This is a genomic window from Bacillus sp. 22483 (genome assembly GCF_052044605.1).
Lineage (GTDB): Bacteria > Bacillota > Bacilli > Bacillales > Bacillaceae > Bacillus > Bacillus altitudinis.
This window is the reverse complement of sequence record NZ_JBQENU010000007.1, coordinates 49,466-76,261: the sequence shown is the minus strand read 5'-3', so window position 1 is coordinate 76,261 and position 26,796 is coordinate 49,466. Positions and strand designations below refer to the sequence as shown.

General features: G+C 40.5%; 28 protein-coding genes. 16 read left to right on the top strand and 12 right to left on the bottom strand.

Going from position 1 to position 26,796, the window contains the following annotated elements; genetic code table 11:
* The first annotated feature begins 43 nt into the window (after nucleotides 1-43).
* From ACTJJQ_RS12085 to ACTJJQ_RS12075, 3 genes are all read left to right on the top strand, one after another.
* A complete protein-coding gene (locus tag ACTJJQ_RS12085; protein ID WP_008343328.1) occupies nucleotides 44-457 on the top strand; it encodes a MarR family winged helix-turn-helix transcriptional regulator in 414 nt (137 codons plus the stop codon).
* A gap of 15 nt (nucleotides 458-472) precedes the next feature.
* Entirely contained in the window at nucleotides 473-1,660 is a 1,188-nt protein-coding gene (locus tag ACTJJQ_RS12080) for an MFS transporter (RefSeq protein WP_350384932.1), read from the top strand.
* A 109-nt stretch (nucleotides 1,661-1,769) separates the two neighbouring features.
* Nucleotides 1,770-2,369, top strand: a complete 600-nt coding sequence (locus ACTJJQ_RS12075; RefSeq protein WP_217816083.1) for an undecaprenyl-diphosphatase — start codon at nucleotides 1,770-1,772, stop codon at nucleotides 2,367-2,369.
* A 33-nt stretch (nucleotides 2,370-2,402) separates the two neighbouring features.
* Here the strand turns inward: ACTJJQ_RS12075 and ACTJJQ_RS12070 are convergent, their stop codons facing one another.
* Nucleotides 2,403-3,794, bottom strand: a complete 1,392-nt coding sequence (locus ACTJJQ_RS12070) for an MFS transporter (RefSeq protein ID WP_440600222.1) — start codon at nucleotides 3,792-3,794, stop codon at nucleotides 2,403-2,405.
* Between the two features lie 176 nt (nucleotides 3,795-3,970).
* Between ACTJJQ_RS12070 and ACTJJQ_RS12065 the strand changes: the two genes are divergently transcribed.
* The 5 genes from ACTJJQ_RS12065 to ACTJJQ_RS12045 all read left to right on the top strand — a co-directional run bounded on the left by ACTJJQ_RS12065 (nucleotide 3,971) and on the right by ACTJJQ_RS12045 (nucleotide 8,096).
* Nucleotides 3,971-4,858 (top strand): transporter substrate-binding domain-containing protein, encoded by an 888-nt coding sequence (locus tag ACTJJQ_RS12065; protein ID WP_317328160.1) that lies wholly within the window; start codon nucleotides 3,971-3,973, stop codon nucleotides 4,856-4,858.
* Nucleotides 4,859-4,899: 41 nt separating this feature from the next.
* Complete coding sequence (locus tag ACTJJQ_RS12060; protein WP_007497584.1) at nucleotides 4,900-5,577, top strand: amino acid ABC transporter permease; 678 nt, start codon at nucleotides 4,900-4,902, stop codon at nucleotides 5,575-5,577.
* A gap of 10 nt (nucleotides 5,578-5,587) precedes the next feature.
* Nucleotides 5,588-6,328 (top strand): amino acid ABC transporter ATP-binding protein, encoded by a 741-nt coding sequence (locus ACTJJQ_RS12055; protein ID WP_008343342.1) that lies wholly within the window; start codon nucleotides 5,588-5,590, stop codon nucleotides 6,326-6,328.
* 193 nt (nucleotides 6,329-6,521) lie between these two features.
* Entirely contained in the window at nucleotides 6,522-7,730 is a 1,209-nt protein-coding gene (locus tag ACTJJQ_RS12050) for an ammonium transporter (protein ID WP_008343343.1), read from the top strand.
* Between the two features lie 18 nt (nucleotides 7,731-7,748).
* The gene (locus ACTJJQ_RS12045; protein WP_007497589.1) at nucleotides 7,749-8,096 is read left to right on the top strand and encodes a P-II family nitrogen regulator; all 348 of its coding nucleotides are present in this window, start codon (nucleotides 7,749-7,751) and stop codon (nucleotides 8,094-8,096) included.
* A gap of 84 nt (nucleotides 8,097-8,180) precedes the next feature.
* Here ACTJJQ_RS12045 and ACTJJQ_RS12040 read toward each other — a convergent pair whose 3' ends face one another.
* The gene (locus tag ACTJJQ_RS12040) at nucleotides 8,181-9,077 is read right to left on the bottom strand and encodes a peptidoglycan DD-metalloendopeptidase family protein (RefSeq protein WP_007497590.1); all 897 of its coding nucleotides are present in this window, start codon (nucleotides 9,075-9,077) and stop codon (nucleotides 8,181-8,183) included.
* Between the two features lie 127 nt (nucleotides 9,078-9,204).
* Here ACTJJQ_RS12040 and ACTJJQ_RS12035 point away from each other — a divergent pair, with 127 nt between their 5' ends.
* Nucleotides 9,205-9,702: a GNAT family N-acetyltransferase gene (locus ACTJJQ_RS12035; protein ID WP_242731183.1), complete on the top strand. Its 498-nt coding sequence runs from the start codon at nucleotides 9,205-9,207 to the stop codon at nucleotides 9,700-9,702.
* A 33-nt stretch (nucleotides 9,703-9,735) separates the two neighbouring features.
* Here ACTJJQ_RS12035 and ACTJJQ_RS12030 read toward each other — a convergent pair whose 3' ends face one another.
* Genes ACTJJQ_RS12030 through ACTJJQ_RS12020 form a run of 3 tightly spaced genes read right to left on the bottom strand, consistent with a single transcriptional unit; the run spans nucleotide 9,736 to nucleotide 12,639 of the window.
* Nucleotides 9,736-10,266 (bottom strand): TlpA family protein disulfide reductase, encoded by a 531-nt coding sequence (locus ACTJJQ_RS12030; protein ID WP_007497592.1) that lies wholly within the window; start codon nucleotides 10,264-10,266, stop codon nucleotides 9,736-9,738.
* Nucleotides 10,263-10,838: a MauE/DoxX family redox-associated membrane protein gene (locus tag ACTJJQ_RS12025; protein WP_217816079.1), complete on the bottom strand. Its 576-nt coding sequence runs from the start codon at nucleotides 10,836-10,838 to the stop codon at nucleotides 10,263-10,265. Before ACTJJQ_RS12025 ends, ACTJJQ_RS12030 begins: the two co-directional genes overlap by 4 nt.
* 1 nt (nucleotide 10,839) lies before the next feature.
* Entirely contained in the window at nucleotides 10,840-12,639 is a 1,800-nt protein-coding gene (locus tag ACTJJQ_RS12020) for an ABC transporter ATP-binding protein (RefSeq protein ID WP_017368197.1), read from the bottom strand.
* Nucleotides 12,640-12,737: 98 nt separating this feature from the next.
* On the opposite strand from ACTJJQ_RS12020, the gene ACTJJQ_RS12015 reads away from it, so the two are divergent.
* Nucleotides 12,738-13,247 carry a hypothetical protein gene (locus ACTJJQ_RS12015; RefSeq protein ID WP_017368198.1) on the top strand — a complete coding sequence of 170 codons (510 nt, stop codon included), beginning with the start codon at nucleotides 12,738-12,740 and terminating at the stop codon, nucleotides 13,245-13,247.
* A gap of 48 nt (nucleotides 13,248-13,295) precedes the next feature.
* Here the strand turns inward: ACTJJQ_RS12015 and ACTJJQ_RS12010 are convergent, their stop codons facing one another.
* Complete coding sequence (locus ACTJJQ_RS12010) at nucleotides 13,296-13,694, bottom strand: hypothetical protein (RefSeq protein ID WP_039165303.1); 399 nt, start codon at nucleotides 13,692-13,694, stop codon at nucleotides 13,296-13,298.
* A 516-nt stretch (nucleotides 13,695-14,210) separates the two neighbouring features.
* Here ACTJJQ_RS12010 and ACTJJQ_RS12005 point away from each other — a divergent pair.
* The 4 genes from ACTJJQ_RS12005 (at nucleotide 14,211) to rpsN (ending at nucleotide 16,486) form a co-directional block, all read left to right on the top strand.
* Nucleotides 14,211-14,633 (top strand): DUF5362 family protein, encoded by a 423-nt coding sequence (locus ACTJJQ_RS12005; protein ID WP_007497598.1) that lies wholly within the window; start codon nucleotides 14,211-14,213, stop codon nucleotides 14,631-14,633.
* A 140-nt stretch (nucleotides 14,634-14,773) separates the two neighbouring features.
* Nucleotides 14,774-14,923: a 50S ribosomal protein L33 gene (gene rpmG / locus ACTJJQ_RS12000; protein WP_003214771.1), complete on the top strand. Its 150-nt coding sequence runs from the start codon at nucleotides 14,774-14,776 to the stop codon at nucleotides 14,921-14,923.
* Nucleotides 14,924-15,003: 80 nt separating this feature from the next.
* Nucleotides 15,004-16,200, top strand: coding sequence for a GTP-binding protein (locus ACTJJQ_RS11995; RefSeq protein WP_241511571.1), 1,197 nt, complete (start codon nucleotides 15,004-15,006; stop codon nucleotides 16,198-16,200).
* A 16-nt stretch (nucleotides 16,201-16,216) separates the two neighbouring features.
* Nucleotides 16,217-16,486 (top strand): 30S ribosomal protein S14, encoded by a 270-nt coding sequence (rpsN, locus tag ACTJJQ_RS11990; protein WP_008343369.1) that lies wholly within the window; start codon nucleotides 16,217-16,219, stop codon nucleotides 16,484-16,486.
* A gap of 253 nt (nucleotides 16,487-16,739) precedes the next feature.
* Here rpsN and moaA read toward each other — a convergent pair whose 3' ends face one another.
* Both moaA and fdhD read right to left on the bottom strand, forming a co-directional pair.
* Nucleotides 16,740-17,747: a GTP 3',8-cyclase MoaA gene (gene moaA / locus ACTJJQ_RS11985; protein ID WP_041091416.1), complete on the bottom strand. Its 1,008-nt coding sequence runs from the start codon at nucleotides 17,745-17,747 to the stop codon at nucleotides 16,740-16,742.
* 10 nt (nucleotides 17,748-17,757) lie between these two features.
* A complete protein-coding gene (gene fdhD / locus ACTJJQ_RS11980) occupies nucleotides 17,758-18,546 on the bottom strand; it encodes a formate dehydrogenase accessory sulfurtransferase FdhD (RefSeq protein WP_017360031.1) in 789 nt (262 codons plus the stop codon).
* Between the two features lie 134 nt (nucleotides 18,547-18,680).
* Between fdhD and ACTJJQ_RS11975 the strand changes: the two genes are divergently transcribed.
* Both ACTJJQ_RS11975 and ACTJJQ_RS11970 read left to right on the top strand, forming a co-directional pair.
* Nucleotides 18,681-19,946, top strand: coding sequence for an L-lactate MFS transporter (locus tag ACTJJQ_RS11975; protein WP_048002965.1), 1,266 nt, complete (start codon nucleotides 18,681-18,683; stop codon nucleotides 19,944-19,946).
* Between the two features lie 82 nt (nucleotides 19,947-20,028).
* Nucleotides 20,029-22,377: an FdhF/YdeP family oxidoreductase gene (locus ACTJJQ_RS11970; RefSeq protein WP_375805866.1), complete on the top strand. Its 2,349-nt coding sequence runs from the start codon at nucleotides 20,029-20,031 to the stop codon at nucleotides 22,375-22,377.
* Between the two features lie 51 nt (nucleotides 22,378-22,428).
* On the opposite strand, the gene ACTJJQ_RS11965 is transcribed toward ACTJJQ_RS11970, so the two are convergent.
* The 4 genes from ACTJJQ_RS11965 to murA all read right to left on the bottom strand — a co-directional run bounded on the left by ACTJJQ_RS11965 (nucleotide 22,429) and on the right by murA (nucleotide 26,795).
* The gene (locus tag ACTJJQ_RS11965; protein ID WP_025208129.1) at nucleotides 22,429-23,103 is read right to left on the bottom strand and encodes a VWA domain-containing protein; all 675 of its coding nucleotides are present in this window, start codon (nucleotides 23,101-23,103) and stop codon (nucleotides 22,429-22,431) included.
* 81 nt (nucleotides 23,104-23,184) lie between these two features.
* Nucleotides 23,185-23,883 (bottom strand): VWA domain-containing protein, encoded by a 699-nt coding sequence (locus ACTJJQ_RS11960; protein ID WP_008343379.1) that lies wholly within the window; start codon nucleotides 23,881-23,883, stop codon nucleotides 23,185-23,187.
* A 325-nt stretch (nucleotides 23,884-24,208) separates the two neighbouring features.
* The gene (gene spoIID / locus ACTJJQ_RS11955) at nucleotides 24,209-25,231 is read right to left on the bottom strand and encodes a stage II sporulation protein D (protein ID WP_146270884.1); all 1,023 of its coding nucleotides are present in this window, start codon (nucleotides 25,229-25,231) and stop codon (nucleotides 24,209-24,211) included.
* A gap of 256 nt (nucleotides 25,232-25,487) precedes the next feature.
* Entirely contained in the window at nucleotides 25,488-26,795 is a 1,308-nt protein-coding gene (gene murA / locus ACTJJQ_RS11950; protein WP_007497616.1) for a UDP-N-acetylglucosamine 1-carboxyvinyltransferase, read from the bottom strand.
* Nucleotide 26,796: the final 1 nt, after the last annotated feature.

The following is a 26,796-nucleotide window of genomic DNA, read 5'->3' as shown; positions in this document are numbered from 1 at the left end:
GTGAATTTATTTACCTAGATAAATAATGAATAAAGGTGAGCCTATGGATACGTTAAACAGAGAGTGTTTACATCAAATACATCAAAGCGCGCGGCTGCTGTCTAAAAAAGCGAACGAAGCGCTTGCTGCTTATGACTTGTACATGTCCCAGTGGACTGTACTTTTTTGTTTGGATACATTCGGTCCTAAAACGCAAAAAGACATTTGGACCTATTTGAACGTCGAAGCACCGACGATTACAAGAACCGTGACGCGTCTAGAAGCAAACGGCTGGGTGAAACGAGTCCAAGGAAAAGACAAACGTGAGAATCTCATCGTCATGACAGACGATGCAAAAGCAAAGTTTCAAAAAATCAAACAGACGATGGAACAATTTGAAGAAGAATGTCTTTCAGATTTTACCTACGAAGAAAAACAACTCCTCCATACACTTTTACACAAATTATCAACTGAATAGGAAGTGACTTACACCATGAACGAACGCATTTGGACAAAAGACTTTATCATGATTGTCCTGGTGAATTTATTTACATTCACCTCTTTTTATGCCCTTTTGACACTACTCCCCATTTACACAATGGATGAATTAAATGGAACAGAATCACAGGGCGGCCTCCTTGTGACGGTCTTCTTATTATCAGCAATTGTGACAAGGCCATTTTCAGGGGCCATTATTGAGAAATTCGGCAAGAAACGCATGGCGATTTTTTCTTCAACGGCTTTTGCCCTGCTCACTTATTTATACATTCCAATTGATCAATTCCAAACACTTCTCATGCTGCGTTTCGTGCAAGGAATCTTCTTCAGCATTTTGACAACCGTAGCAAGTGCCATTGCTGCTGATATGATTCCGAAACATAAACGAGGAGAGGGTCTTGGATACTTTGTGATGTCAATGAACCTTGCCGTGGTCATCGGTCCGTTTATCGCACTGAATCAAGTAGGAAAAATCGGATTCCATTCTTTATTTCTGCTCTTTTCGATCATCGTCTCCATCGGTGCAGCTTTCACGATGCTGATTAGACAGCCAGAGCCTGAAAACGGCGGAAGTGTCATCTTTCGATTCACTTTTTCTCACCTGTTTGAAAAAGGTGCTTTAAAAACGGCAGCAGTTGGAATCATTATCTCCTTCTGTTACTCGCCGATCATTTCATTTATTTCAGTCTATGCCAATTCCCTGAACCTAATGGGTGCAAGCAGTTATTTCTTCATTGTATTTGCAGCTGCAATGCTTGGATCACGTCCATTTACAGGCAGACTGTTTGACCGAGTCGGGCCTCATATTGTGATTTATCCATCGATTGCTCTCTTTGCGATTGGTTTATGGATGCTGACCGCTACCCAAACAGCCACCATGCTTCTTTTATCCGGCGCTGTCATCGGCCTGGGCTACGGCTCTTTGGTGCCATGTCTGCAAACACTTGCGATACAGCACTCACCAGCACACCGTACAGGCTACGCCACAGCAACTTTCTTTACCTTGTATGATACGGGGATTGCCGCTGGATCATTTGTCTTCGGACTGCTTGTCAGCTTCACAGATTTTTCAAATGTATATCTCATTGCTGGCGTTGTCGTGTTACTCAGCATGGGCGTTTTTTATTGGAGCGAACGAAAACCGCAAGAAGCAAAAGCACAAAAGGTTTCCCTATCAGAATAGGATACTGTTTTAAACTTCACTGAAAACATGCTAAAATATAGGATATTTCAAATGAACAGATAGGTCTTTTGAAAAATAGTTGGCGTTAAGCGAAAGTATAGGTGATGTTTTGAATTACGAATTGTTTAAAGTCATACACGGGATGGCTCATCATTCTGAGTTTTTAGATCAGGCCATGATTTTCATTACGAAAAAGGCCATTCTCGTATATGCCCTCGTCTTATTGATTTGCTGGTTTTTAGGTAATCACAAATTTAAGAAGCATGTCTTCTTTTCTGGTGTAACAGGCATCGTGGCACTCATCGTCAATTTTGCTATTACGCTGTTTTATTATGAAGAGCGGCCGTTTGTGGCGCACAAAGTCGACACACTCATCCCGCACTCAGCAGACGCTTCCTTCCCAAGTGACCACACAACAGGTGCACTGGCTCTTTCACTAGCCATTCGATCCCGTAATAAAAAACTCGGCAATATTTTGCTTGTTTTTGGATTACTGACAGGGTTCTCCCGCATCTGGGTCGGTCATCATTATCCATTTGATGTATTAGGCAGCTTGATCGTATCGATTGTGGTTGTCTTTATCATGAATAAATTATGGAAGTTCTTTGACTCTCCAATTGACCGTATCGTGACATTTTACGAGACAATTGTAGGGAAAATTTTCAGAAGAAAGACAAAGGATCAGGGATCAGACCTGTCCAACTCTTAAGCGGCTTGCGATAAAGTATGGAAGACCTCTCTTCTACTTTATCCCAGCCGCTTTTTTCATTGTTTGTTTTCCTCTGACCATACTCGAAAAATAAAGGCTGACGCTAATGCCGACAAGAGAAATCATGATCAATGTCCAGCCTAATTGTTCAAAATGAGAACCTGCAATTTCCTCACCAAACAGCATGCCAAGCACGGCAGATGACAGAATGGAACCAAGGTACCTGCATGTTTGAAAAAGCCCAGAGGTCGTGCCAATCATTTGTTGAGGGCTCGCTTTTAACATCGCAGCTTGAAGCGCAACATTTCCAATCCCGTAACTGAGTCCAAGCAAAGCAAGAACCAGTCCTTTCCCCCAGAATGGCGCAGGAATAAAAAAGAAAGTCATGGCGGAAGCGCCGGCCAGCATCAGCACAGCACTTGCCAAAACAGGGTGACGTTCATCGCCGCGATCTACCCACTTGCCAGTCAGCGGCGATACCATTATGCTCATGCCAGACATGCAAAGCATAAAGAGACCCGTCATCTCCACACGCCAGCCCAATTCATCTTGAAAATAACTTGGCAAGCCAAAAAAGAGACAATAGAAGAAAATATTTAAAATGATAAATTGCACATACACAAGTGAAAGCCGTTTCTCCTGCCTGAACATCCGAATTTGGATAAATGGCTCATCCACCTGATATTCCCACCATATAAAAGCACCCGCACTCACAAGACAGAGAATGCCCTGTACATACTGAATACCATCAGATAGTGATAATAAAAAAGAAAGCAAAAGGACAATACAAACTGTAAATAGAAACATCCCTGGCAAATCAAGCTTTCGGACAGTGTCTCCGATACGCAATTTTTTCTTCTTCTCCTTAGGAAATAAGGAAAAGCCTAGAAAAAAACTAATCAATATGAATGGCAGATTCACTAAAAAGATCGCCGGCCAGCTGCCGATCGTCATCAAAAACCCGCCAAGTGTCGGACCAAGTGCTGTCATCGCTGAAGCAAAAATAGACAATACCGCTAAAGCAGAAGCTTGTCGTTCCTTCACATGATCCCGAATCAGTCCAACACCTGAAGGATAGATCGCACTACTTCCAATCGCCTGAAGAAGCCGGATTACAATCAGCACCGCAAAAGTCGGGGCAAACGGCGCACAAATGGCTGAGACTGCCACTAGAACTAGTCCAAATAAAAATAAAGTTCTCCGGCTCATCACATGATCTCCAATTCGTCCACTCATCGGCTGTGTGACCGCGCTGGCCAAATAAAAGGTTGAAATGAGCCAAGATACCGTCGTAAACGACAAACCGAACTCATGCTGAATTTGATGCAAGGCTAAAGAAATCATTGAGGAATTCAGTGGATTTAACATCGTTCCAAAAGCAATCGCCGTTAAAAAGACTTTTCGGTTGTTTTTCCATTTGATCATACACCCGCCCCCTTCTTTTGACATACACGTTCTTTGTCTATCTCCTCGTTATTATGAGATTCATTTCCCTTTTTTACCCTTAGCAATTCAAGTTCTCTCTCCGAAAAGCAAGACATACATTCTAAAAAGGGCAAGTGTTGGAAAAGCGCATATAAAATTGAGAATATGAGGAACAAATGGTAAGATGCTACACATATTTAAAAGCCTACTTTCTCCTTATACGGAGAACGGCTGAAAAGGAGGAGAAGCTTATTATTAAAAAAAGACGGTTTTGGGTCCCAGCCCTTTTCTCGGTTGCAGTATTACTTCTGTCTTCGTGCGGTTCAAATGAAACAAATGGGAACGGAGATAAACGTAATTCTACAGCGAAAGGGTCGCCGATTTTGGAAGATGGGAAATTTATTTTTGCAGCATCAGGTGAATTCCACCCATTCAGTTACATGGATGGAAACCAGATGTCCGGCTTTGATATTGATGTCGGCAATGCGATTAGCGACAAGATGGGCCTCGAGCCTGTACAGAAAAAATATAAATTCGCAGGCATCGTCGAAGGCGTCAAAGCAGGCAAATTTGATGCGGCCGTTGCAAGTCATACCATCAACGAGGAACGAAAAAAACACGTCCTTTTTTCTCAACCGTATTACTACTCCGGTCCGCAAATCTTCACAAGACCCGGCGCAGACATTCACAGTGCAGATGACTTAAAAAACAAAGAAATCGCTGTCTCTAAAGGTTCGTCCTATGCGGATATTGCCAAAGAACATAGCGGGCAGGAACCAAAATATTACGACAGTGATGTTGTCGCTTTAGAAGCACTAGCCAACGGCAAACACGATGCGGTCGTCACTGATTTTGCCACAGGTGCAGAAGCCATGAAGAAAAAACTTAAAATTGAAGCACAAGAAAGACTCGGGCAAAGTGAGCAAGCAATCGCTGTCTCTAAAGACAATAAAGAACTCATGAAAGAGATCAATGATGCGATTGATGCACTCAAAAAAGACGGAACATTAAAACAAATTAGCGAAAAGTATTTTGACGAAGATATTACCGTCAAACAGGATTAAAACCACGATTGTGCGCCTTTCTCTAGGCGCACTTTCTTCAAATGGAGATGATTGTTTTGCCTACCTTATCACACTTTTTTCAAACGCTGATTGATTCTAGAGGCGTTTTCTTAGAAGGAATGCTGCTCACCTTACAACTCACTGTCATCAGCATTTTCATCGGCATGTTCATCGGGCTTTTCTTTGCCTTACTAAAAATATCCCGCGTAGCCGTTTTCGGTTATATCGCAAATGCCTATATCTTCCTTGTACGCGGGACACCACTCATTGTGCAGATTTTTATCCTGTATTTTGGGCTTACAGAATTAAATATACCCGACTTTTGGGCAGCCTCTATTGCGCTTGCCTTCCATAACGGTGCCTATATAGCAGAAATATTTAGAGGTGCGATTCAATCAATCGATCAAGGTCAAAAAGAAGCAGGACGTTCTCTTGGCATGGGGCGATTTCTAACCATGAGACGTATCATTCTCCCGCAAGCGATGCGGCGTGCCCTTCCCCCGCTCGGCAATCAGTTTATTATCGGCTTAAAAGATTCATCACTTGCCGCCTTCATCAGCGTCAATGAACTCTTTAACATCGCCACCACTCAAGGTTCCAACAGTTTTGACAACATGACGTACTTACTTGTCGTGGCTGTCTATTACTTAGTTCTTGTCCTGCTGTTAACATTCGCTGTGCAAACCGTTGAGAAGAAACTTTCAGTCAGTGATCATTAGGAGGAGAAGCATGACAGAATCAAAAGAGATCATTCGTGTTGAAAAACTGAATAAATACTTTGGAGAGCTGCATGTCTTAAAAGATATCGATCTCACTGTATATGAAAATGATGTCGTCGTCTTAATTGGTGCAAGCGGCTCTGGAAAAAGCACCTTGCTCCGTTGTATGAATTTTTTAGAAATAAAAAATGACGGTCAGATCATCATTGATGGCAGTCCCGTTCATCCAAAACGAGATCAATTAAATGAAATGAGGCAGAAAATAGGCATGGTGTTTCAGCATTTTAATCTCTTCCCGCACAAAACCGTGCTTGAAAACATCATCGAAGCACCGGTCATGGTGAAAAAAACAAAGAAAGCACAAGCGATAACTGAAGCCAATGTCTTATTAGAAAAAGTCGGACTAGCGGATAAAGCAAAAGTGTACCCTTCAAAGCTATCAGGCGGTCAAAAACAGCGCGTTGCCATCGCACGAGCTCTCGCCATGAAGCCCGATGTCATGTTATTTGACGAACCCACTTCTGCGCTGGACCCAGAGCTTGTAGGCGAAGTGCTGCAAACTATGAAAAGTCTTGCCAAAGAAGGCATGACAATGGTCATCGTCACTCATGAAATGGGCTTCGCAAAAGAAGTAGCTGACCGAGTTGTTTATATGCATGAAGGACGAATCGTCGAACAAGGTACCCCATCAGAATTATTTGATTCTCCTCAAGAGGAGCGAACCAAATTGTTTCTCAGTTCGATTTTATAGGTCAAACGCCCTTTATTTTTCGTGATTCATGCACGTTTATTCTCATTTTTTACGAACTTTTCATCCATTTATATTGATAATGACCAAAAAACCATGTTAGATAAACTTACATGAATATGTTATATATGACTTTTCTCTCTATAATGAAGAATTAAGAAATCTATTAATTCTGAATGATTCGGGGGAATGCAGCATGCAAATGGGTGATACAGTATTTATGTTCTTCTGCGCACTACTCGTGTGGTTAATGACACCGGGTTTAGCCTTATTCTACGGAGGACTTGTGAGAAGTAAAAACGTGTTAAGTACGACAATGCACAGCTTAACCTCACTAGCCATTGTCTCTATCGTCTGGATCGTGTTTGGCTATTCACTGGCCTTTGCGCCAGGCAATGCATGGATCGGAGGCTTTGACTGGGTTGGACTAAAAGGCGTTGGCTTTGAACCTGGTTCATATAGTGATACAATTCCACATTCATTGTTCATGATGTTCCAAATGACCTTTGCCGTCCTCACAACAGCCATTATCTCTGGTGCCTTCGCTGAACGTATTCGTTACTCAGCGGTGGTCGTGTTTACACTCCTTTGGGTCACATTTGTATACGCTCCAGTCGCACACTGGGTATGGGGCGGCGGCTGGATTGGAGAAATGGGAGCACTTGACTTCGCCGGTGGAAACGTCGTCCACATATCATCCGGTGTGGCTGGTCTAGTCGTAGCCATTGTTCTCGGGAAGCGAAAAGAAGCGGCAAGTTCTTCTCCGCATAACTTGATCTACACACTTCTTGGTGGAGCTGTGATTTGGTTTGGCTGGTTTGGGTTTAACGTAGGAAGTGCCCTCACATTAGATAGTGTCGCCATGTATGCCTTTATTAACACCAATACAGCTGCTGCTGCAGGAATCATCGGCTGGCTGTTGGTCGAATGGATGATCAACAAAAAACCAACGATGCTAGGTGCAATCTCCGGCGCCATTGCAGGCCTAGTAGCGATTACACCTGCCGCAGGTTTTGTCACACCATTTGCTTCGATTATCATCGGGATCATCGGTGGAATCGTTTGTTTCTGGGGCGTCTATTCACTCAAAGCCAAGTTCGGCTATGACGATGCACTGGATGCATTCGGTCTGCACGGAATCGGCGGTACGTGGGGAGGCATTGCTACAGGCCTTTTCGCCACTACATCTGTCAATGATGGCGGAGCCAACGGCTTATTTTACGGCGATCCAAGCTTACTTTGGAAACAAGTTGTCGCCATCGTGGCCACATACGTCTTTGTTGCAGTTGTCACATACGTGATCATCAAAGTCGTCAACATCTTCTTCAAGATTCGCGCAACTGAAGAAGAAGAATCAGTCGGTCTTGATTTAACGATGCACGGCGAAAAAGCATATCAAGATTAAAGAAAAAGGGGTGTCTCTATGAGCAAAATGTATAAAGTGGAGATTGTCACACGTCCAGCTAATTTTGAAACATTAAAGGTGGAGCTTGGAAAGATTGGTGTCACCTCGATTACCTTTTCCAATGTGCACGGCTGCGGATTACAAAAGGGACATACGGAACTATACCGTGGCGTCAAAAAGGAAAGCAATGTGTACGAACGTTTAAAGATTGAAATCGTCTTAAGCAAAGTACCTGTTGAACAGGTCGTGGAAACAGCACAGAAAGTACTGCGTACAGGCGAACCAGGGGATGGGAAGATTTTTATATATGAGATAGAAAATACAATCAACATTCGGACAGGTGAAGAAGGACCTGCCGCCTTATAGCATCCCCTCCGCCATATGGCGGAGGTTTTTTAAAGACAGAAAAAACCTCTGTGCATTTATCTACACAGAGGATCTGACATGACATTAAGATTGTTTTGTTTCTTCTGACTGACTGCGGTCTTTAGAGGAATCTGAAGACTTTTCTTGATCAGAGGATTTCCCCTTCTCATCAGACTTATCTTCAGATTTTTCTTCAGCCGGTTCTTTTGCCTTATCGTCAGCAGCAGGTTCCTTCGTTTTTTCATCAGCCTTTGGTTGAGCAGGTTCTTTTGCTTCTTCCGTCACTTCTTGCGCTGCTTTTTCAATGGAAGAAACAGGCTTATCAATGAAGCTAAGTGGATTAAGCGCTAAACCTTCCATACGAATTTCAAAGTGAACATGGTTGCCGCTTTCAGCACCATATAGATTCTTACCAGAAGCACCGATGACATCATTCTGCTTTACTTCATCGCCTTCTTTTACACTCACTTGAGACAACGATTGATACACAGTAGACAATCCATCTTCATGTTCAATTTCAACAACGTGACCGAGAACTGGATCTTTTTTCGCCTGAACGACTGTTCCACTAAGAGCAGCTGTGACATCAAACACTTTGCCATCTTTATCTGCAAGATCAATACCTTTGCTTAAGGTATAGGTGTTATTATAGTTTACAAGTGCTGCTTCTTTTTCTTTTTGATCAGCATCTGCTTCATAGAACTTTTTCACGACAGAAACATTCTCAGAATTCTGGACCGGCATAGCGACATTTTCAATTGGCTTTCCGACTTCAACGGCATCATCACGCTGTTCTTGTCCTGTTTGATTTCCATCAGATAGTTGGTCTTTCACATCTTTCGATACAGCTTGATACCAAAGAACGGCTGTTAACACGACCGCTGCGCTGACCAAGTAAATAGCAGGGAATACCCAGCGCTTACGGAAAAATTGCTGAACTTTTGTGATTTTGGAAGTACGTTTCTTTTCTTCCTCTCTCATTTTTCATCACCTCAGCAACATTCTGAACACTTTTCAAAAAATATATACACACGAAATCATTTTTCTTTTTATTTTGCGCAATCGCATCAATAATATGTATGATGAATGAAAAAAGATGGGGGTACATATGGTGAAAACTTTCAACCGCATGGCAACAGAAGATGACCTCAAAGAGATCGTCGAAATCTACAATTCAACGATTGCTTCAAGAGAAGTAACGGCCGATACTGAACCTGTTACAGTAGAAGACCGCCGTCAGTGGTTTTTGAATCATTCAGAGAAACGTCCTCTCTATGTGAAAACAGATGAGGAAGGAAATATCTACGGCTGGCTCAGTTTTGAAACGTTTTACGGCAGACCCGCATACAACGGTACTGTTGAAATGAGTATTTACTTGAACCAAAACTATCGAGGAAAAGGTTTAGGGTCACTGTTCTTACAAGAGGCGCTCGAATTGGCACCCTCATTAGGCATCCGAACGTTACTTGCCTTTATTTTTGGCCACAACGAAGCCAGCATCAAATTATTTAAGAAGCACGGCTTTGAGACTTGGGGACATTTGCCACGCATCGCAGAAATGGACGGCAATCGGTACGACTTAGATATTTTAGGAAAAGAATTATAAACGGAGCGTCTCTTGAAGAAAGAGACGCTTTTTTTATGAAGCATGCACCAACTGCTCAAATTGCTTCGCATTTTGAAGCGATTTTCTTTTCAGAATGATACCATGTTCATCAATCAGAAGCGCTTGTGGAACAACTGTTACCCCATACAACTCCATAATTTGTGATGAGCGCATATAAACAGCTTGCTCCGGCAGCAATTGAAGAAGCGAAGCATCATCGGCTTGTTCATCTCCATTAATAACAATCACATGAGCATCATCATGTGAAGTTTGAGGCTGCACATCAGACAAAATACTTTTACAAGTCATACAAGTAGAATTCACAAATAACAGCATCACAGCTCGCCCATTTTGCAAATACTCCTTCAAGATCACCTTTTCACCTACATGCGAATAACTGCGAAATAACGGAGCCGGGTCACCAATATCCGCTTCCTTCAATTCAATTCCATCAAGGGACTTTATTTTATTCATAAATCTCCCGATAAAACGTGCAAGCAAAAAAACGACAGCCAGCTGGGCAATGACAATTAATAACACAATGATTAATAAAATATCTGTCATTTCATTTTATCTCCTTCTATAATTGATCCATCTGCAATCTGGAATGAGTCGATCCACTTTCGCTTCAATAGCACAATTTCTTGGCTGACCGCTATGATCAAACAGACAGCCGCTGCAATGAGAAAACAAATCATTTTCAACCGCAATGAAATCATTTCAACACTAGGATGTACATGTACATAAAATAACCCTGCCACAAGAGTAAGCATCAGCAGATTGCGAATCACAATCCCCCAATGCAGGCGATCGTTTTCCAGTAACCCTCCACAACCGCACGAAATATCACGATGCCCCCTCATTAAATTGAACGTAACCGCTCCAGTATAAATACATAACAGGGCTGTAAGGCCAATTGCAGGCAGGACAGACATGTTCCATATAAACAAATAAACCGTACAAACCAACTCAATCAACAAAAATAAATAAAACATAGGTGCCGCGAAAGAAGGAGGCAGCAGCCGATAAGCATTGATCTGCTGGACATGTGCCTTCTGTTTTCTTGCTTTATCCAGCCATGCACCTGCAAAAATGATTCCTAGTAAATAGACGCCTATGAAATAAAAGACACTCACCTTACACCATCTCCTTTTGTTGAAATAGTTGAGATTGTGCCTCGTATAGCCTTCTGTACTCTCCGTGCAACGCCATCAGTTCATCATGGTTGCCCTCTTCAATGAAAGCACCATCTTTCATGACAATGATACGGTCTGCTAAGCGGGCCGCTCCCATACGATGTGTAATAAACAAAACCCCTTGATCCTGCGTATGATCGAATAACTTTCGGATGAGCGAGATCTCCGACAGCGGATCGAGAGCAGAGGTCGGTTCATCTAAAATAATAAAATCACTTTCTCTAAAGAAGGTTCTCGCCATCGCAAGCTTTTGCCATTGTCCGCCAGACAATTCATGTCCCTCTTCAAAAAAGCGACCTAGCTGCGCATCATATGTGTCTTCCATTTGATTAATTCTTTTCTCTATACCTGCTTGGCGGGCGGCTGAAATCAACCGCTCTTTCTCTTCTATATCATCAATACGGCCAAACCCTATGTTTTCTCTCACAGTGAATTCGTACTTCATAAAATCTTGAAAAAGAACAGCCATTCTCGCATGATAGGTCTTTTTATGGATGGTGGAAATATCCTCTCCATTGACTTTGTGCATATTCTGTTGATCTGGATCGTATAAGCCGGTTAAACATTTGATTAAAGTGGTTTTACCGGATCCATTATCTCCTACTAATGCAATTCGCTCACCTTTATTCATATGAAAATGAATATGCTCAATCGCTGGTTTTTTCATATTCGGATAAGTAAAAGAGAGATTGTCTAATGTAATGGACTGGATATGCTCAATTCCCTCAAGCGACGCTGCCTCTTCCGTCTGTTCATGCATTTCCTCTTCTCTCTTTTGAAAAGCTCTCATTTCATCAACATATAGGCTTGTTTCATATAAACTAGAACATTCCCTTGTTAAATCTTGAAACCCACTTTGAATGTTTTGTACAGCTTGTAGCACTGCAACAAACGTACCCGCTGCTAATTTTTTTTGAAAAATAAGAAAGACAATCAATAAACCACAGCACACATAGGCCAATGTCATGAGCAACCCGCCTGCCATCTCCCAGCGCACTTGGCGTTTCAGCAAATTATATTTTTCATCTGCACTTTTAATGTAGTGACCTCTCCACTTTTGAAGAAGATAATTCCCTATTCCATATAAACGAACTTCCTTTAAAGAATCTCGCTGTGCGACGAGATCAGACACATACATTTCTCTTCGATCATTAGCCGTTAACAAACGATTTAATCGATAACGTGCGCCTCCAAAGAAAAGTTCAATCCATAATACAGGCAAGGTAAACAAGAACAATATGACCGCTAAGCCCCAATGAATACCGATCATATAGATAAGAAGTGATACAACAGTAATCAACGCGCTCATCATTGTAAAAATACTTCTCACCATACTGAGAACATGCTGATGACTGTTCATCACACGTTGACTTTCATTGTAAAAGGACGGGTGCTCAAACGTAATAAACGGTAGTCTTATCGCTTTTTGAAGCAATTCACCTTTCAAATGCAGACCAATCAGATTTGTCGCTTTCTGTTGACTAAGCTGAAGAATGAATTGAAGCCCATATCCTAAAATCACAATGACCATTTGCAGTCCAAATAACCACAAAACCTTTTGAATGTCACCTGAAGACGTCATAAATAAAATAATTTCATTAATCAAAGTTTGAATAATCCAGACACTAGCCAAAGGCATAAAACCAACGATCATTTGAATGAACAAAGTTAAAAGAAGATAAGAACGACTTTTTTTCCAAGTATAGGAGATTGCATATAAACAATGGTTCACTGTACTCATGAGATGCTCCACCTTACACCATTTAGTATAATTGACATATTTTTGATATTTATAATATGATAGCTTTGCGTAACTTCACTTTGAGAGGACGATATACGATGAATTCAATTTTTCTTTTACAGCTCGCTCTTATGATTTGCAGCCTTCTATTAACGGCTGGAATTATCATCTATTTAAAACAACAGATGCAGCTTATCATCTTACCTATAGAACACGTGGGGCAGAAACTTGCGCATCCACTTCTCGAACAGCCATCACCCATTCACATGAATGATCTGCTGCAAACAAATCGTACACAACAATTACTGATCTTCACTGACACAGCATGTCCGCACTGCATTCCATCACTCGAACAATTCCTAGAAACAAAAAAGCAGCGTAAACTAAACGTTTCATTGAGTATTTTGTTGAAAAACGGGCAAAAAAAGGACCAAGAATTATATCGTGATAACGAAACAAACTTGCGAATTATTCCGGTAGACGAACAATTGATAAACGCATTCCAAATTCAGGAGTTTCCGTTCTACATCATGGTAGAAGACAATGATACCATCTCATATGCAGCACCTTTTCCAGACGGTCTTTATTCAAGACTAGCTGCAAACTAAAGATAAATGAGGCATGTGAAGAGCATCAAACACATGCCTCATTTTTTATTATTGTGAATTTGGCTGAACATCCTTCCCTTTTTCCTCTGCAGCGATATCATTAGCTTCGCTTGAAGCGGATGTTTGTTCCTCAGCTTGTTCAAACTCACTGCGAGCTTCATTTGAAATGTCAACTTGATCACCGTGCTGATTCACAGTAACAGAAGAAGACCCCTCTTTTTGAACCTCTTTCTCTAGTTCCTTTAATTTAGAAACATGAAGCTCTAAATCTTTTCCTTGCTGAACTAAAGTCAGTTGTTGAAATAACGCCTTTCTCTCTTCTGGAGAATGGTCGCCTTGAACAATTTGCGCTGCTTGGGTCAAAAAAGAATTTGATGTATGGCCAGCTTGACGCTTATTTGACGTCTGCATAGCATTTGTTACTAATGAAATTGGAGTTATGCTCATGCGTTCACACCCTAATAAATAAGATACTTAAATTTAGCAGCCACATTTAACGCGTTCTTGGCTAGTACAAATCTCACCTGTGTCACGATCCACATAGTAACGGAAAGTTCCAACGCCTTGAAGGAAACAAGTTGGTGCTGATTGGCAAGAGGTTACCAATCTTTGCAAAATACATCTAGCAGCTGCAGGTTGAACATTGGTCATTTTGTTTAAAATTCGATCTAACATATGAATTCCACCTTCCAATTTTTATGGTAATACAATACAATAATAACCAATTGATAGACAACTAACAACATATTTTGATAAATTTTCTAATTACTTTAAACTACTTTTCTTATTTATGACAAAATCTGCAGATTACATTTGTAGTAATTGTTACTTTTTTCTTATTCAAAAATAATTTATTTATCCATAAAAAGTAAATGGAAGATAGAAAAAAGGTCAATTCACTCTTCCTAAAGTACTACTTGCTCAAGTATGATAGAGAGTGAATACATAAAGGAGTGAACACAATTGCAACAAACTGAGAAAATCATTCAATCTCTTCATTCAATAACAAAGTGGGGAAAGGTTGGGAGCATCTTTCTCTATATTTCAGGTGGTCTATCCATCCTCAGTGGGTTTTGGCTTGTTCTTCCTGCTGCCATTGGCGTTTTTCTGATTATGATGGGAATTCATGTCCAAAAATCCGTGAAAGCAGCTGAACAATTGATTCAAGCGCCTGATACTTCTTACGAAGAATTATTGGAACAATATGCTAAAATGATGAAAATGCAAACACTGTTTGCGATTTCAAGTATTGCCGCCGTTATTCTCTCATTCATCGCGATTGTTTTGATGTTTATACTAGGCGGACTAGCCTTTCTCCAAGAACTCCCTACCGATGTCCAACAGTACGAAGATTATTACGAAGAAGAACTTGGTGACTTTTATTAATAGAAAGGGGTATCAATGAAATACGATACCCCTTTTTTATTTGAGTTGGCATAGACTTGATACTAAACTTGACAATCAGCCTTTATCATTTTAAAATACAAATCGTAATCATTACGAAATAAAGGAGGATTATAGCAATTATGCGCGTGAAAATCACCTTAGCCTGTACTGAAACAGGTGACAGAAACTATATCACTACAAAAAATAAACGAACGAATCCAGACCGATTGGAGTTAAAAAAATATTCTCCACGATTAAAGAAATACACCCTTCATCGGGAAACAAAATAATTTTTAATATTTAAATCGTAATCATTACTATATAAGTGAGGCGGCATACAAAATGAGCATGTTCAAAAGGACTAAATCAAATGGATAAAAGAATACCTGTCACAGTTCTAAGCGGCTTTTTAGGAGCTGGAAAAACCACGATATTAAATCATGTTCTTCAGAATCGTAAAGGGCTAAAAGTAGCTGTTATTGTCAATGACATGAGTGAAATAAACATTGATGCGGAATTAGTTAAGCAAGGTGGCGAACTCTCTCGATCAGATGAGAAACTGGTTGAACTATCTAATGGTTGTATTTGTTGCACATTGAGAGAAGATTTATTAATTGAAGTAGAACGCCTTTGTAAGGCTGGGAATATCGATTATATTGTCATTGAATCTACAGGTATTAGTGAACCAATTCCTGTCGCTCAAACTTTCTCTTACATTGATGAAGAAATGGGCATAGATTTGACACGTTTTTGCAGATTAGACACGATGGTAACGGTGGTAGATGCAAACCGTTTCTGGACAGATTTCCAGTCAGGAGAAAGTTTATTGGATCGTAAAGAAGCAGTTTCAGATGATGATGAACGAGAGATTTCCGATTTACTTATTGATCAAATTGAATTTTGTGATGTGCTCATTATCAACAAATGTGATCTTGTATCAGCATCAGAACTAGATCGGCTTGAGCACGTGTTAACCAAACTTCAACCAGAAGCAACCATTATTAGAACCTCTAAAGGTAATGTACAGCCTAGTGATATTTTGAATACTGGTTTATTCAATTTTGAAAAATCTAGTGCTTCTGCGGGCTGGATCAAAGAAATTAATGCTGGACACTCTCAGCATACGCCTGAAACAGAAGAATACCAAATCTCATCTTTTGTTTATGAAAGAAGGCTTCCTTTTCATACTGGCAGACTGAATGCTTGGTTAGATCAAATGCCAGAGCAAATCGTTCGAGCGAAAGGATTTACATGGCTAGCGACACATCATGATTTAACCATTTTAATTTCACAGGCCGGAAAATCTGTGGCAATTGAACCAATCGCATACTGGATTGCTGCCTTGCCTGAGCAAGAACGATCACGGATCTTAAATCAGGAGCCAGACATTCTAGATGAGTGGGATGCAGAGTTTGGTGATCGACATACAAAACTTGTCTTTATCGGTGTAGATTTACCTAAAGCAGATATTATTCGTACACTAGATCAATGCTTACTTACACCTGAAGAATTTGATCAAGATTGGACAACGTTTGAAGACCCCTTTCAATGGAACATACACACTTAAACCAGGAGGGTTTTAAATGGCAAAGAAATCAAAAATAGCAAAAGAAAAAAAGCGGCAGCAGCTCGTTTTGAAATATGCACAATTAAGGAAAGAGCTAAAAGAAAAAGGTGACTATGAAGCTTTGCAGAAACTACCTAGAGACTCTTCACCCACTCGCTTAAAAAACCGCTGTGAATTAACTGGCCGTCCTAGAGGTTACTTGAGAAAATTTAAAATGTCTCGAATTGCTTTTCGTGAGCTTGCCTATAAAGGACAGATTCCAGGAGTGAAAAAATCGAGTTGGTAAATATTGATTTGATCTTAGCATAGTTCCTGTCAATGTAAAGCAGGACAAAATGAATAAAAACCTCTTTTTCATCCTTACTCCGTCAATTTTGAGGTGCAAAATAGCATTTTAAAAAACAGCAGAATCTCTGCTGTTTTTTTATAGGACCGAGCTTATAGGAAAGATTATCCTGATGTTAAAAGAAGATTTTCAAAAGTGATTATAGCATTTTCTCTTCTTTTCAAAAATCGATGATCATGATACTTTGTTGTCATTACCCGCCGATGTAGGACATCTCAACTTTTTTCTGATCTTTCTTTTGCTCTCTCTCAGCTGAATATTGATCCTGTCTGTTTGACCAAAGTTCCTTCAATATGTTCACTAGATATTCATCATTTTCTGAATTACGGATGAATCGTCTCAGATCAAAGCCCGATGATGCAAAAAGACAGGTGAATAATTCGCCACGTGCAGATAGTCTAGCTCTATTACACGATCCACAAAAAGCATCTGAAACGGAAGAAATAATGCCAATCTCTCCTGACCCATCCTCATAAAAATAACGCTTGGCTACTTCCCCTTGATATCGAGGAGGTTCTGGTTTGATAGGGTATTTTGAATGAATTAGCTCCATAATCTCTTTTTTCGTCAATACATGCTTGAGATTCCATTTGTTCGTATTGCCAACATCCATGAATTCAATAAATCGTAGAATGTGTCCTTCTTTTTTAAAATAGGCTGCCATTGGTAAGATATCTTGATCATTCACACCTTTTTGGACAACCATATTGATCTTAATAGCAAGTCCAGCTTTTTTTGCAGCCTCTATCCCATCAAATACTTTTTGGATAGAAATTTGTCTTCCATTCATCTGCTTAAAACGATCTGGATTTAAAGAATCTAAACTAATGGTGACTCTATTCAGACCTGCTTTCTTTAGCTTATCTGCGTACAAAGGTAACAGCGTTCCATTGGTTGTCATCGCGATGTCTTCAATACCTGGAATTTTTGCGAGTTTTTCTATCAAAACGGGCAAATCTTTACGCATTAAAGGTTCACCGCCCGTAATACGTAATTTCACCACACCTAATTCCTTTGCAAAAAGCGCAGCAAGTCGTTCAATTTCCTCGAAGCTAAGCAGCTCTTCTTTATCTAAAAAAGGATAATCTGGTCCAAAGATTTCAGCAGGCATACAGTACGTACATCTAAAATTACAGCGATCTGTTACGGATATTCTTAAATCGCGCAATGGTCGATGTCTTTTATCCATAATACTGACCATACTTAGCCTCCTATTCTGTAATACGCTGATGATGAGTATAGATATTAAAAGATTCTCCTCTTACGAATCCAACTGTTGTTATATTTAATTCTTCTGCCATTTTAAGTGCTAACTCAGTAGGAGCTGATTTTGATATGACGATTGATACTCCTAATTTTGCTGCCTTCAACAGAACTTCAGACGATATCCGGCCGCTAAATACAAGGATTTTATCTCTCAGTGGGATTTTATGAAGTAAACAATATCCATAGATTTTATCCAACGCATTATGCCGTCCTATATCCGTCCTAGTGATGAATAGCTTTTCTGTATCACACAGTCCAGCATTATGGACACCACCAGTATGTTGAAATAACTGACTTTCCTCCTGTAAACATTTCATTAAATGAATACAAGTTTCAGCAGAAATACTGATTCGGTCAATGGCTGTTTTTGCCGTCTTCACATCTTGGAGAAAATAAAAATGTCTTCCTTTCCCACAGCAAGATCCGATCACTCGTTTTGTAAAATCTGAGGATTGGAACTGAGTTGAGTGATGTAAGTCAACATATGCAAAACCCATACTTTCATCTATTGTAAACCTTTTAATCTCTTTTTCAAATCGAATGACTCCTTCTGAAGCTAAAAAACCGATCACCAATTCTTTCAAATGATCCGGTGAACAAACGAGTGTGACAAACTCTTCACCATTCACCAGCACGGTTAAAGGGAATTCTTCTACAACTTCATCTGTTTTACATGTCATTTGACCACTGCGATATTGGTGTATGCGTCGTTTCGTTTTAACAGAAGGATTCATGATCTGATCTTCCTTTCAACACAAATTTAGTTATATGAACCAGACGAATTGTGATATTATTTTAAAAAGTCATAAAAATGTAACATATTTCTATCTTATCAAACTTTTTGTTTGCTTTATATGGAGGGAACACAATGAATAAAACAAAAAATCGTTGGCTGATTGCTACAAGTGCTGTGGGGATTCATTTATCTATCGGATCTGTTTATGCATGGAGTGTTTTTACGAATCCTTTACATCAAACCTTTCAATGGTCATTAACAGAAATAAGCCTGACATTTAGCATCGCTATTTTATTTTTAGGTTTATCGGCTGCCTTTATGGGGCATTTCGTTGAAAAGTATGGGCCGAGGGCATCAGGGCTCTTCTCAGCTATTTTCTTCGGCATTGGGATGACTGGATCAGGGTTTGCTGTCCACATGTCTTCATTACCTCTCCTCTATTTATTTTATGGTGTACTCGCTGGAATCGGATTAGGTGTAGGCTATATTGCTCCAGTATCAACATTAGTCAAATGGTTTCCAGATCGAAGAGGACTCGCAACGGGTTTAGCCATTATGGGCTTTGGGTTTGCTTCTCTGATTTGCAGTCCCATTATTCAATTTCTCATTGAAAAAGTTGATATTGCAAACACCTTCTATATTCTCGGAATCTCTTATTTTATCATCATGGTCGTTTCATCTCTTTATTTATCACCACCAACACCTGATGATGTCAAACAATTTAACGTGCTAAAAACAAGCCAAAGGAAAATTCCTCAAGATTTATCACAGCTCACCGCAAATGAAGCCATTAAAACACGGCGCTTTTATTATTTGTGGATCATGCTCTTTATCAATATCACATGCGGAATTGCTATTATTTCTGTAGCATCACCGCTTGCTCAAGAAAATGTTGGTTTCACGGCCGGTGCAGCAGCTACTCTTGTTGGAATTTTAGGTGCTTTTAATGGGCTAGGACGGATCGGATGGGCATCCTTCTCTGATTATATCGGAAGGCCAAATACGTATACGATTTTCTTTACTATACAGCTCATTGCTTTTCCCTTACTTCCCAACTTAAAAGAACCGCTCATCTTTTCAATCGTGATGGCAATCATTTATACGTGCTACGGAGGAGGGTTTGCTTCAATTCCAGCCTATATCGGAGATTTATTTGGTACGAAGCAGCTAGGTGCCATACACGGTTATATTCTCACCGCTTGGGCCGCTGCTGGTTTAGCAGGACCTTTATTTTCCTCCTTTATTCGTGACATTACAGGCAATTACACACAAAGTCTCATGGTCTTCTCCGGCCTATTTTTCATTGCGTTTATCATATCTCTTCTCATTCGGAAGGATATTAAACAACTTCGTGAATCAAATCTTACTGCTCCTTCTTCTGTCACGGTCCGCTCTTAATATGAATTTGACAGAATGACAATCTACAGGTAATTTTTAGATATGAAAACGCTTTACAAAATGATAGGAGGGTGACGATATCATGGGAAAAACAAAACACAAGGGGCCTATTAAACTCAACAAAAAACCCTCACCAAAGCTATGGGCCTCTTTTGCTCCTATGGGGCTCGGAAAAGTAAAACCGAAACACATTCGAGACACAATGAAAGTGGCATGGGAGAACAAAGATAATCTTCCTTATGCGTACCGTATATTGACTCAGGGCGTTTGTGACGGCTGTGCTCTTGGTGTATCAGGTTTATACGATCAAACACTAGCAGGACCCCATATATGCACTACAAGACTGAATGTGCTACGGCTTAACACAATGCCAGCTATTGATCCAAAATGGTTCGAAGATATTGAGCGGCTCAAACAAATGGATAGCACGTCTCTTCGAAAACTTGGGCGTATTCCTTATCCACTGATTCGAAAAAAAGGTGAGAATGCCTTTACACGCATTTCTTGGGATAGTGCATTAGATCAAATCGCCGCTAAAATCAAATCGATTGATAAACGTCAACTTGCTTTCTATTTAACGGCTAGAGGGATTACAAATGAAGTGTACTATACTGCGGCGAAAGCTGCGCGATTTATTGGAACAAATCATATCGATAATGCTTCTCGTATTTGCCATTCACCAAGCAAAACCGCTCTTAAACGCTCCCTAGGTATAGGTGCATCCAGCTGTAATTATAGTGATTGGATTGGAACAGATGTATTGATATTTTGGGGCTCTGTTGCAGCAAACAACCAGCCGGTTTCGACTAAATATATGTACGCCGCTAAAAAGAAAGGAACCAAAATCATTGTCATCAATCCATATAAAGAGCCTGCAATGGAAAAATATTGGGTCCCTTCTATTCCAGAAAGTGCTTTATTCGGCACAAAAATAGCGGATGATTTTTATCAAATCAATATAGGCGGCGATATTGCGTTTATGAATGGTGTCATCAAACATTGGTTTGATATGGAGGAGCAAGCGCCCCATTCCGCTCTTGACCATGAATTTATCCAAGCGCATACAACCGGCATAAAAGATGTAAAGCAGCATGTCACTCAGTTAAAATGGTCGGATCTCGAAGCATCGTCAGGATTATCTAAAGAAAGAATGAAGGAATTCGCTGTACTGCTTGCCAATGCCAATTCAGGGGTGTTTATTTGGAGTATGGGTCTCACTCAGCATCGCTTTGCCACTGATAATATATCACAAGTCGCAAACCTTGCCATGTTACGCGGATTTATTGGCAGAAAACATTGTGGCGTTATGCCGATTCGTGGCCATAGCGGTGTCCAAGGTTCAGGCGAAATGGGTGCTGATCCATTCGTATTGCCCGGCAGTGATTTTGATGAAGAGAATATTAAAAGAATCGAGAAGATATGGGGATTTGATATTCCAAAATGGCATGGTGACACGATTGGGCAATCATTTGAAAAAATGGCTCTTCCAAAAGAACACCCGCAAAAGCTGAAGATGCTGTTTACTAGCGGTGGAAACTTTTTAGAAACAATGCCAAATCCTGAAGCGATTGAAAAAGCACTATCCGAGCTTGAACTCCGTGTCCATCAAGATATTATTTTGAACACCTCTACATTGGTAGAAGCAGAAGAGACTGTAATTGTTCTGCCTGCAATGACAAGATATGAACAGCCAGGCGGCGGTACATCAACCAGTACGGAACGCATGGTGTATTTCAGTCCGGAAATTGAAGGACCTCGCATTGAAGAAGCTAGAGCTGAATGGGACATTTATATTGACCTAGCAAAAAGAGTGCGCCCAGAAGACGCGAAGCTGATTCATTTTGACCATGCTGAAGACATTCGCCGTGAGATTGCCATCGCAAATCGGAACTATGATGGGATCCAGCATTTGCGTCATAAAGGGGATGTCTTTCAATGGGGTGGCGCATGGCTTTGCGAAGATGGGGTGTGTCCAACACCGGATGGAAAAGGACACCTGCTCCCAGCACAGCTGCCTCAATATCGAAAAACTGAGGGGCATTTCAATATCACGACAAGACGAGGCAAGCAATTCAACTCTATGATTTACAGTGAAAAGGATGCCTTTAATGGTGGAAAGCGGCATTCTATCTTGATGAATGAAGAAGATGCGAAAGAGCTTTACGTCCAAGAAGGCGATCCTGTTGTCCTTTTCAATCAATATGGATCCTACCAAGGAGTGGCTCAATTCGGAGAGCTGAAACGTGGAAATATTGCAGTTTATTGGCCTGAAGGAAACGTGTTAATACCAAAAGGAGTTTACGAAAGCTATTCCCAGATTCCAGAATACAATACCACCGCAATATTAGAAAAAGCCGAAACCTTTCATGCAAGAAAAGATCAGCACTACGTGGAGAAACGGATTGATGAATTGGAAACGACTTTAAATTGATCCTTTATGAAAAAACAGCTGGGGGTTTCTCCCCAGCTGTCTATTCACATCCTATTGACCAAAAGAGTTCGCTTCTTTTTGAAGAATATGATTCAATTCTTCTGCATTTGCTGCTGGTTGATATTGTCCACCACCAGCTTTGGCAACAGATTTTAGACTTTTTGCTTCTTTTTCATTTACATCGAAGCCAATGATATTGACGATTGTGTCAATACCTTCTTCATGTAATTGCTTTGCTGCTTGTGATGGGCTTCCGCCGCATGTTTCCTCACCATCGCTGACAACATATACAATATTTTTTCCTTTAGCTTGGTGATCTTCAAAATCTTGTTTCGTATCAGTTAATGCTTTGGCAAGTGGTGTCCAGCCTGTTGGACCATACACATTTAGCGCTTGTTGAAAGGTTGCTTGCTCATATGTTCCAAATCCATAAACTGCTTCGGAACTTGCACAAGAAACGGCTTTTCCTGCATTTTTATTCGTTCCTTCATGACCAAAAACACGAAGCAAGACTTGTGTATCTTCTGATAAAATACTTGCGAAACTTTGGATCGAGCGTTTTGCGATATCGATTTTCTTTTCGCCTTCAACCGATTGTGCCATGCTTCCGCTTAAATCAAGTAAAATCACCACATGAGCAGGCTCCTTTTTCGTTACAGCATGAGCTGGTGAAGAAAGAAGCAGAACAAGACTCGCTAAAATGGTTAATATAATATTTCTTTTCATTAAAAAATCTCCCTTTTTTTCATTTGTACAGAAAAAGAGAAACGAAAGCATCAATCAATCGTTTCCCTTTTCTTCAGCAAGTTATTCGTGTAGTTTTAATGATTCTGCTGTAAGGATAGAACCCATTTCTTTCCCAGTGCTTGCTTGGTAGTAATGACCTTTACCAGCTTTAGCTACTTGCTTCAATTGACCTTCATAGCCATCGTTAAAGTCTAATCCAATCACATTGACTACAGTAGATCCCTTTGAGTTATGAAGCTCTTTCGCTACTTTCACTGGATCTCCACCACAAGTTTCTTCACCATCAGTAATTAAGTACACAATGTGTTTTGTTCCCTTATGAAGCTGCTTATCCGCTTGCTTTGCACTTTCAAGAGCACGTGCAATCGGTGTCCAGCCATTTGGTCCAAGACCGTTTAGAGAGTTTTCGAAACTATCCTTTTCATAAGGCTGAACGCCATAAACGCCTCTAATGACTTCACATGATTGAGCTTTACCTGAGTTTTTGTTGTTTCCTTCAGATCCAAACAAGCTCATACGGATTTTAGCATCTTTCGGAAGAGACTGAGCAAATTTAAATACCTCTTGTTTTGCTAAATCGAATTTGCGCTCTCCATCCACTTTTCTTGCCATACTTCCACTTGCATCAAGTAAGATCGTCACTCTTACATCTTTCTTATGTTTTTTGGCTGATGCTGCTTCTGCAAATACTGGTGAAGAGATTGACATTGATAATGTCAATACAGCTAAGGTTACGAGTGTAAATACTTTTTTCAACATGCTTTTCCTTCCTCCTTATGTATTTGATTGAAACATCTTAATCGTAAAATATTCTGTCTTGGAATGGTATAGGACTCGATCCCTTTTTCTCTTTCATCAAAATCACTAAAATTCTGTCAGATGTCTAGATATATTCACCTAACGACTCTTTTGTCACCCACGTTTTCTCATTCTTTCGAGGGGCTTTGTATCGGCCATCGGTTCTTGTCGGGATGTAAATGTTTAAGATTTCCTGAGGTGCGCCTTAAGTCGCAATTTGTCACATTCTGTTCAAACCTCTTCACACATAAAAAAAAGATGCCCCCATTTTGAGGCACCTTTGCTTTTATTTCTTAGCCATATATGTGTTCAGAAAGCGATCAGCTGATTCAATTTTTATCCCTTGATAATAATGTTTCACGATCGCCTCTACTTTTTTGCCTGACTGTGCCATATAATGTGCACCATACTGACTCATGCCCACACCATGGCCATACCCTTTTGTCGTAATCACGATTTGCTGACCCTTTCGTTCCCATGTAAAGTCTGCAGAGTGCAATCCTAATGATTCGCGAATGTCTCTGCCCGTCAATGTTTTTCCGTTAATGACGGCTTTTGCTACTTGATTGCCTGGTGTTCGTTCTACAATTTCTCCCACCTGCTGCTGGCCAAGGGTCACACCCAGTTTTTGCTGAAATTCGCTCACTGTGATGGTTTTCTTGTTTTGGAATTTGGGTGATTTTTCGTCCCATTTGCTTGAGACGCTTTTCAAATAAGGGATTTCATTTTTCCAATAAGCTTCTGCATTTTCGGTTTTCCCATTACTTGTTGAAAAGAAGGAAGCATCAATTGGTTTTTCGTCATACGTCAGTACTTTCCCTTGTGTACTGGCGACAGCTTCTGTGACCTTTTTTAATTTCCAATTGTACGCTTTTCCCCAAATTTTCTTCAGTTCCTGTTTATTTTTGTACACTTGGAACATTTGGGTGTCATCTACAAGAGAACCCTGTGGAGATTTGACGGTTTTATCAATGATCATTTGTCTGACGATATACGTTCTAGCGGCGAGTGCTTGTGCTTTGAGCGCCTCTATTTCAAAATCGGCTGGCATTTCAGAAGCGACGACACCGATCACATACTCTTCTAAGGGGATGTTTTCTACCTGCTGCTGCGCTGAACGGTAGACGGGAATGGAGACGGGTGATTGTTTCAATTTGACTGAACCTTTCACTTCTTTTTTAACTGATGGTTCTGCTGCTACGTGTTGGCTGGCTGCTGGTTTTCCTTGGAACGTCGGCAACACGAGTAAGGTTGGAATCATTAAAATGATGATGCAAATTCCTGCGATTGTCCATATCATTGGTTTCATATTGGCTGCCCCCATTTGTCATTGAATCTCTTTTATCCTATGGGCAAGGACAAGCTAATATGACAGCTTCTTTCATTCATTGGACAAGTCTTTTGGTGATATGTTTGTGCTCTTCATCATTTGATTTACTGTTCGTCTTTATGAATAAAATTTAAAATGATTGGATACACTAATGATAAGCTTTTGAAAATGCAACCAGTCTATGATTCTAAAAAAAATCAGCATGCCCAAATGGACACACTGATTTCTTTTATCATTACGCGTTCAGATCTGATACAACTTGTTCTTGTGTCACATCTGCTGATTCATCATTTACTCTTTCAATGTCTGCACCGATTGCTGCTAGTTTTTGGTGGAAGTTCACATATCCACGGTCAATATGCTTCAATTCAGTGACACGTGTATGACCTTCTGCCACTAATCCAGCAAGTACAAGTGCTGCTCCTGCTCTTAAATCAGTCGCTGCCACTTCAGCACCTTGAAGTTGAACAGGTCCATTGATAATCACAGAGCGACCCTCAATTTTAATATCGCCATTCATGCGGCGGAATTCTTCAGCATGCATAAAACGATTTTCAAACACAGTTTCTGTGATCATGCTTGTTCCGTTCGCACGAAGCAATAGCGCCATCATCTGAGATTGCATATCCGTTGGGAACCCAGGATGCGGCATTGTTTTTAGATCGATTGGCTTGAGCTCAGATGGTCCAATGACTCTTAAACCTTCTTCTTCTTCAATGATCTGAATACCCATTTCTTCCATTTTTGCCACAAGTGAAGTCATGTGCTCAGGCACAGCGCCTTTTACAAGAACATTTCCTTCAGTAATAGCTGCTGCCACCATAAACGTACCAGCTTCAATTCGGTCAGGGATGATGTTGTGTTTTGCACCGTGAAGTGTTTCTACACCTTCGATTTTGATTGTACCAGTTCCAGCCCCGCGAACCTTACCGCCCATGGCATTGATGTAGTTTGCCAAATCAACAATTTCAGGTTCTTTTGCTACGTTTTCTAAAATCGTCGTTCCTTCAGCCAATGCTGCTGCCATGATGATGTTTTCAGTTGCCCCTACACTTGGGAAATCCAAATAGATTTTTGCACCTTTTAAACGGCCATTTACTTCAGCCTCGATGAAACCATTACCTACTTGAATTTTAGCTCCCATTGCTTCAAAGCCTTTTAAATGCTGATCAATTGGTCTTGAACCAATCGCACAGCCACCAGGTAATGCAACTCTTGCATGACCTGTTCTAGCTAAAAGTGGTCCCATGACGAGCACAGATGCTCTCATTTTACGGACGTACTCAAACGGAGCCTCAGTTTCTAGTGCATGAGATGCATCTACTGATACTTCGTTATTTTCAAAATGTACTTCTGCTCCTAAATGACGTAACACTTCATTGATTGTATATACATCGGAGAGCGTAGGTACATCACAAATTACGCTTTTTTCTGTACTTGCTAACAAAGATGCAGCGATAACTGGTAAAACGGCATTTTTTGCGCCTTCTACTTTAACTGTGCCGTTTAACTTTTGACCGCCGCGGACGATGATTTTTTCCAAG

Excerpts from the sequence above, each read along its gene's own strand:
- ACTJJQ_RS12085 (WP_008343328.1), top strand. The coding sequence starts at position 44 with ATGGATACGTTAAACAGAGAGTGTTTACATCAAATACATCAAAGCGCG.
- ACTJJQ_RS12080 (WP_350384932.1), top strand. The coding sequence starts at position 473 with ATGAACGAACGCATTTGGACAAAAGACTTTATCATGATTGTCCTGGTG.
- ACTJJQ_RS12070 (WP_440600222.1), bottom strand. The coding sequence starts at position 3,794 with ATGATCAAATGGAAAAACAACCGAAAAGTCTTTTTAACGGCGATTGCT.
- ACTJJQ_RS12065 (WP_317328160.1), top strand. The coding sequence starts at position 3,971 with ATGGTAAGATGCTACACATATTTAAAAGCCTACTTTCTCCTTATACGG.
- ACTJJQ_RS12060 (WP_007497584.1), top strand. The coding sequence starts at position 4,900 with ATGGAGATGATTGTTTTGCCTACCTTATCACACTTTTTTCAAACGCTG.
- ACTJJQ_RS12055 (WP_008343342.1), top strand. The coding sequence starts at position 5,588 with ATGACAGAATCAAAAGAGATCATTCGTGTTGAAAAACTGAATAAATAC.
- ACTJJQ_RS12050 (WP_008343343.1), top strand. The coding sequence starts at position 6,522 with ATGCAAATGGGTGATACAGTATTTATGTTCTTCTGCGCACTACTCGTG.
- ACTJJQ_RS12045 (WP_007497589.1), top strand. The coding sequence starts at position 7,749 with ATGAGCAAAATGTATAAAGTGGAGATTGTCACACGTCCAGCTAATTTT.
- ACTJJQ_RS12040 (WP_007497590.1), bottom strand. The coding sequence starts at position 9,077 with ATGAGAGAGGAAGAAAAGAAACGTACTTCCAAAATCACAAAAGTTCAG.
- ACTJJQ_RS12035 (WP_242731183.1), top strand. The coding sequence starts at position 9,205 with ATGGTGAAAACTTTCAACCGCATGGCAACAGAAGATGACCTCAAAGAG.
- ACTJJQ_RS12030 (WP_007497592.1), bottom strand. The coding sequence starts at position 10,266 with ATGACAGATATTTTATTAATCATTGTGTTATTAATTGTCATTGCCCAG.
- ACTJJQ_RS12020 (WP_017368197.1), bottom strand. The coding sequence starts at position 12,639 with ATGAGTACAGTGAACCATTGTTTATATGCAATCTCCTATACTTGGAAA.
- ACTJJQ_RS12015 (WP_017368198.1), top strand. The coding sequence starts at position 12,738 with ATGAATTCAATTTTTCTTTTACAGCTCGCTCTTATGATTTGCAGCCTT.
- ACTJJQ_RS12010 (WP_039165303.1), bottom strand. The coding sequence starts at position 13,694 with ATGAGCATAACTCCAATTTCATTAGTAACAAATGCTATGCAGACGTCA.
- rpmG (WP_003214771.1), top strand. The coding sequence starts at position 14,774 with ATGCGCGTGAAAATCACCTTAGCCTGTACTGAAACAGGTGACAGAAAC.
- ACTJJQ_RS11995 (WP_241511571.1), top strand. The coding sequence starts at position 15,004 with ATGGATAAAAGAATACCTGTCACAGTTCTAAGCGGCTTTTTAGGAGCT.
- rpsN (WP_008343369.1), top strand. The coding sequence starts at position 16,217 with ATGGCAAAGAAATCAAAAATAGCAAAAGAAAAAAAGCGGCAGCAGCTC.
- moaA (WP_041091416.1), bottom strand. The coding sequence starts at position 17,747 with ATGGTCAGTATTATGGATAAAAGACATCGACCATTGCGCGATTTAAGA.
- fdhD (WP_017360031.1), bottom strand. The coding sequence starts at position 18,546 with ATGAATCCTTCTGTTAAAACGAAACGACGCATACACCAATATCGCAGT.
- ACTJJQ_RS11975 (WP_048002965.1), top strand. The coding sequence starts at position 18,681 with ATGAATAAAACAAAAAATCGTTGGCTGATTGCTACAAGTGCTGTGGGG.
- ACTJJQ_RS11970 (WP_375805866.1), top strand. The coding sequence starts at position 20,029 with ATGGGAAAAACAAAACACAAGGGGCCTATTAAACTCAACAAAAAACCC.
- ACTJJQ_RS11965 (WP_025208129.1), bottom strand. The coding sequence starts at position 23,103 with ATGAAAAGAAATATTATATTAACCATTTTAGCGAGTCTTGTTCTGCTT.
- ACTJJQ_RS11960 (WP_008343379.1), bottom strand. The coding sequence starts at position 23,883 with ATGTTGAAAAAAGTATTTACACTCGTAACCTTAGCTGTATTGACATTA.
- spoIID (WP_146270884.1), bottom strand. The coding sequence starts at position 25,231 with ATGAAACCAATGATATGGACAATCGCAGGAATTTGCATCATCATTTTA.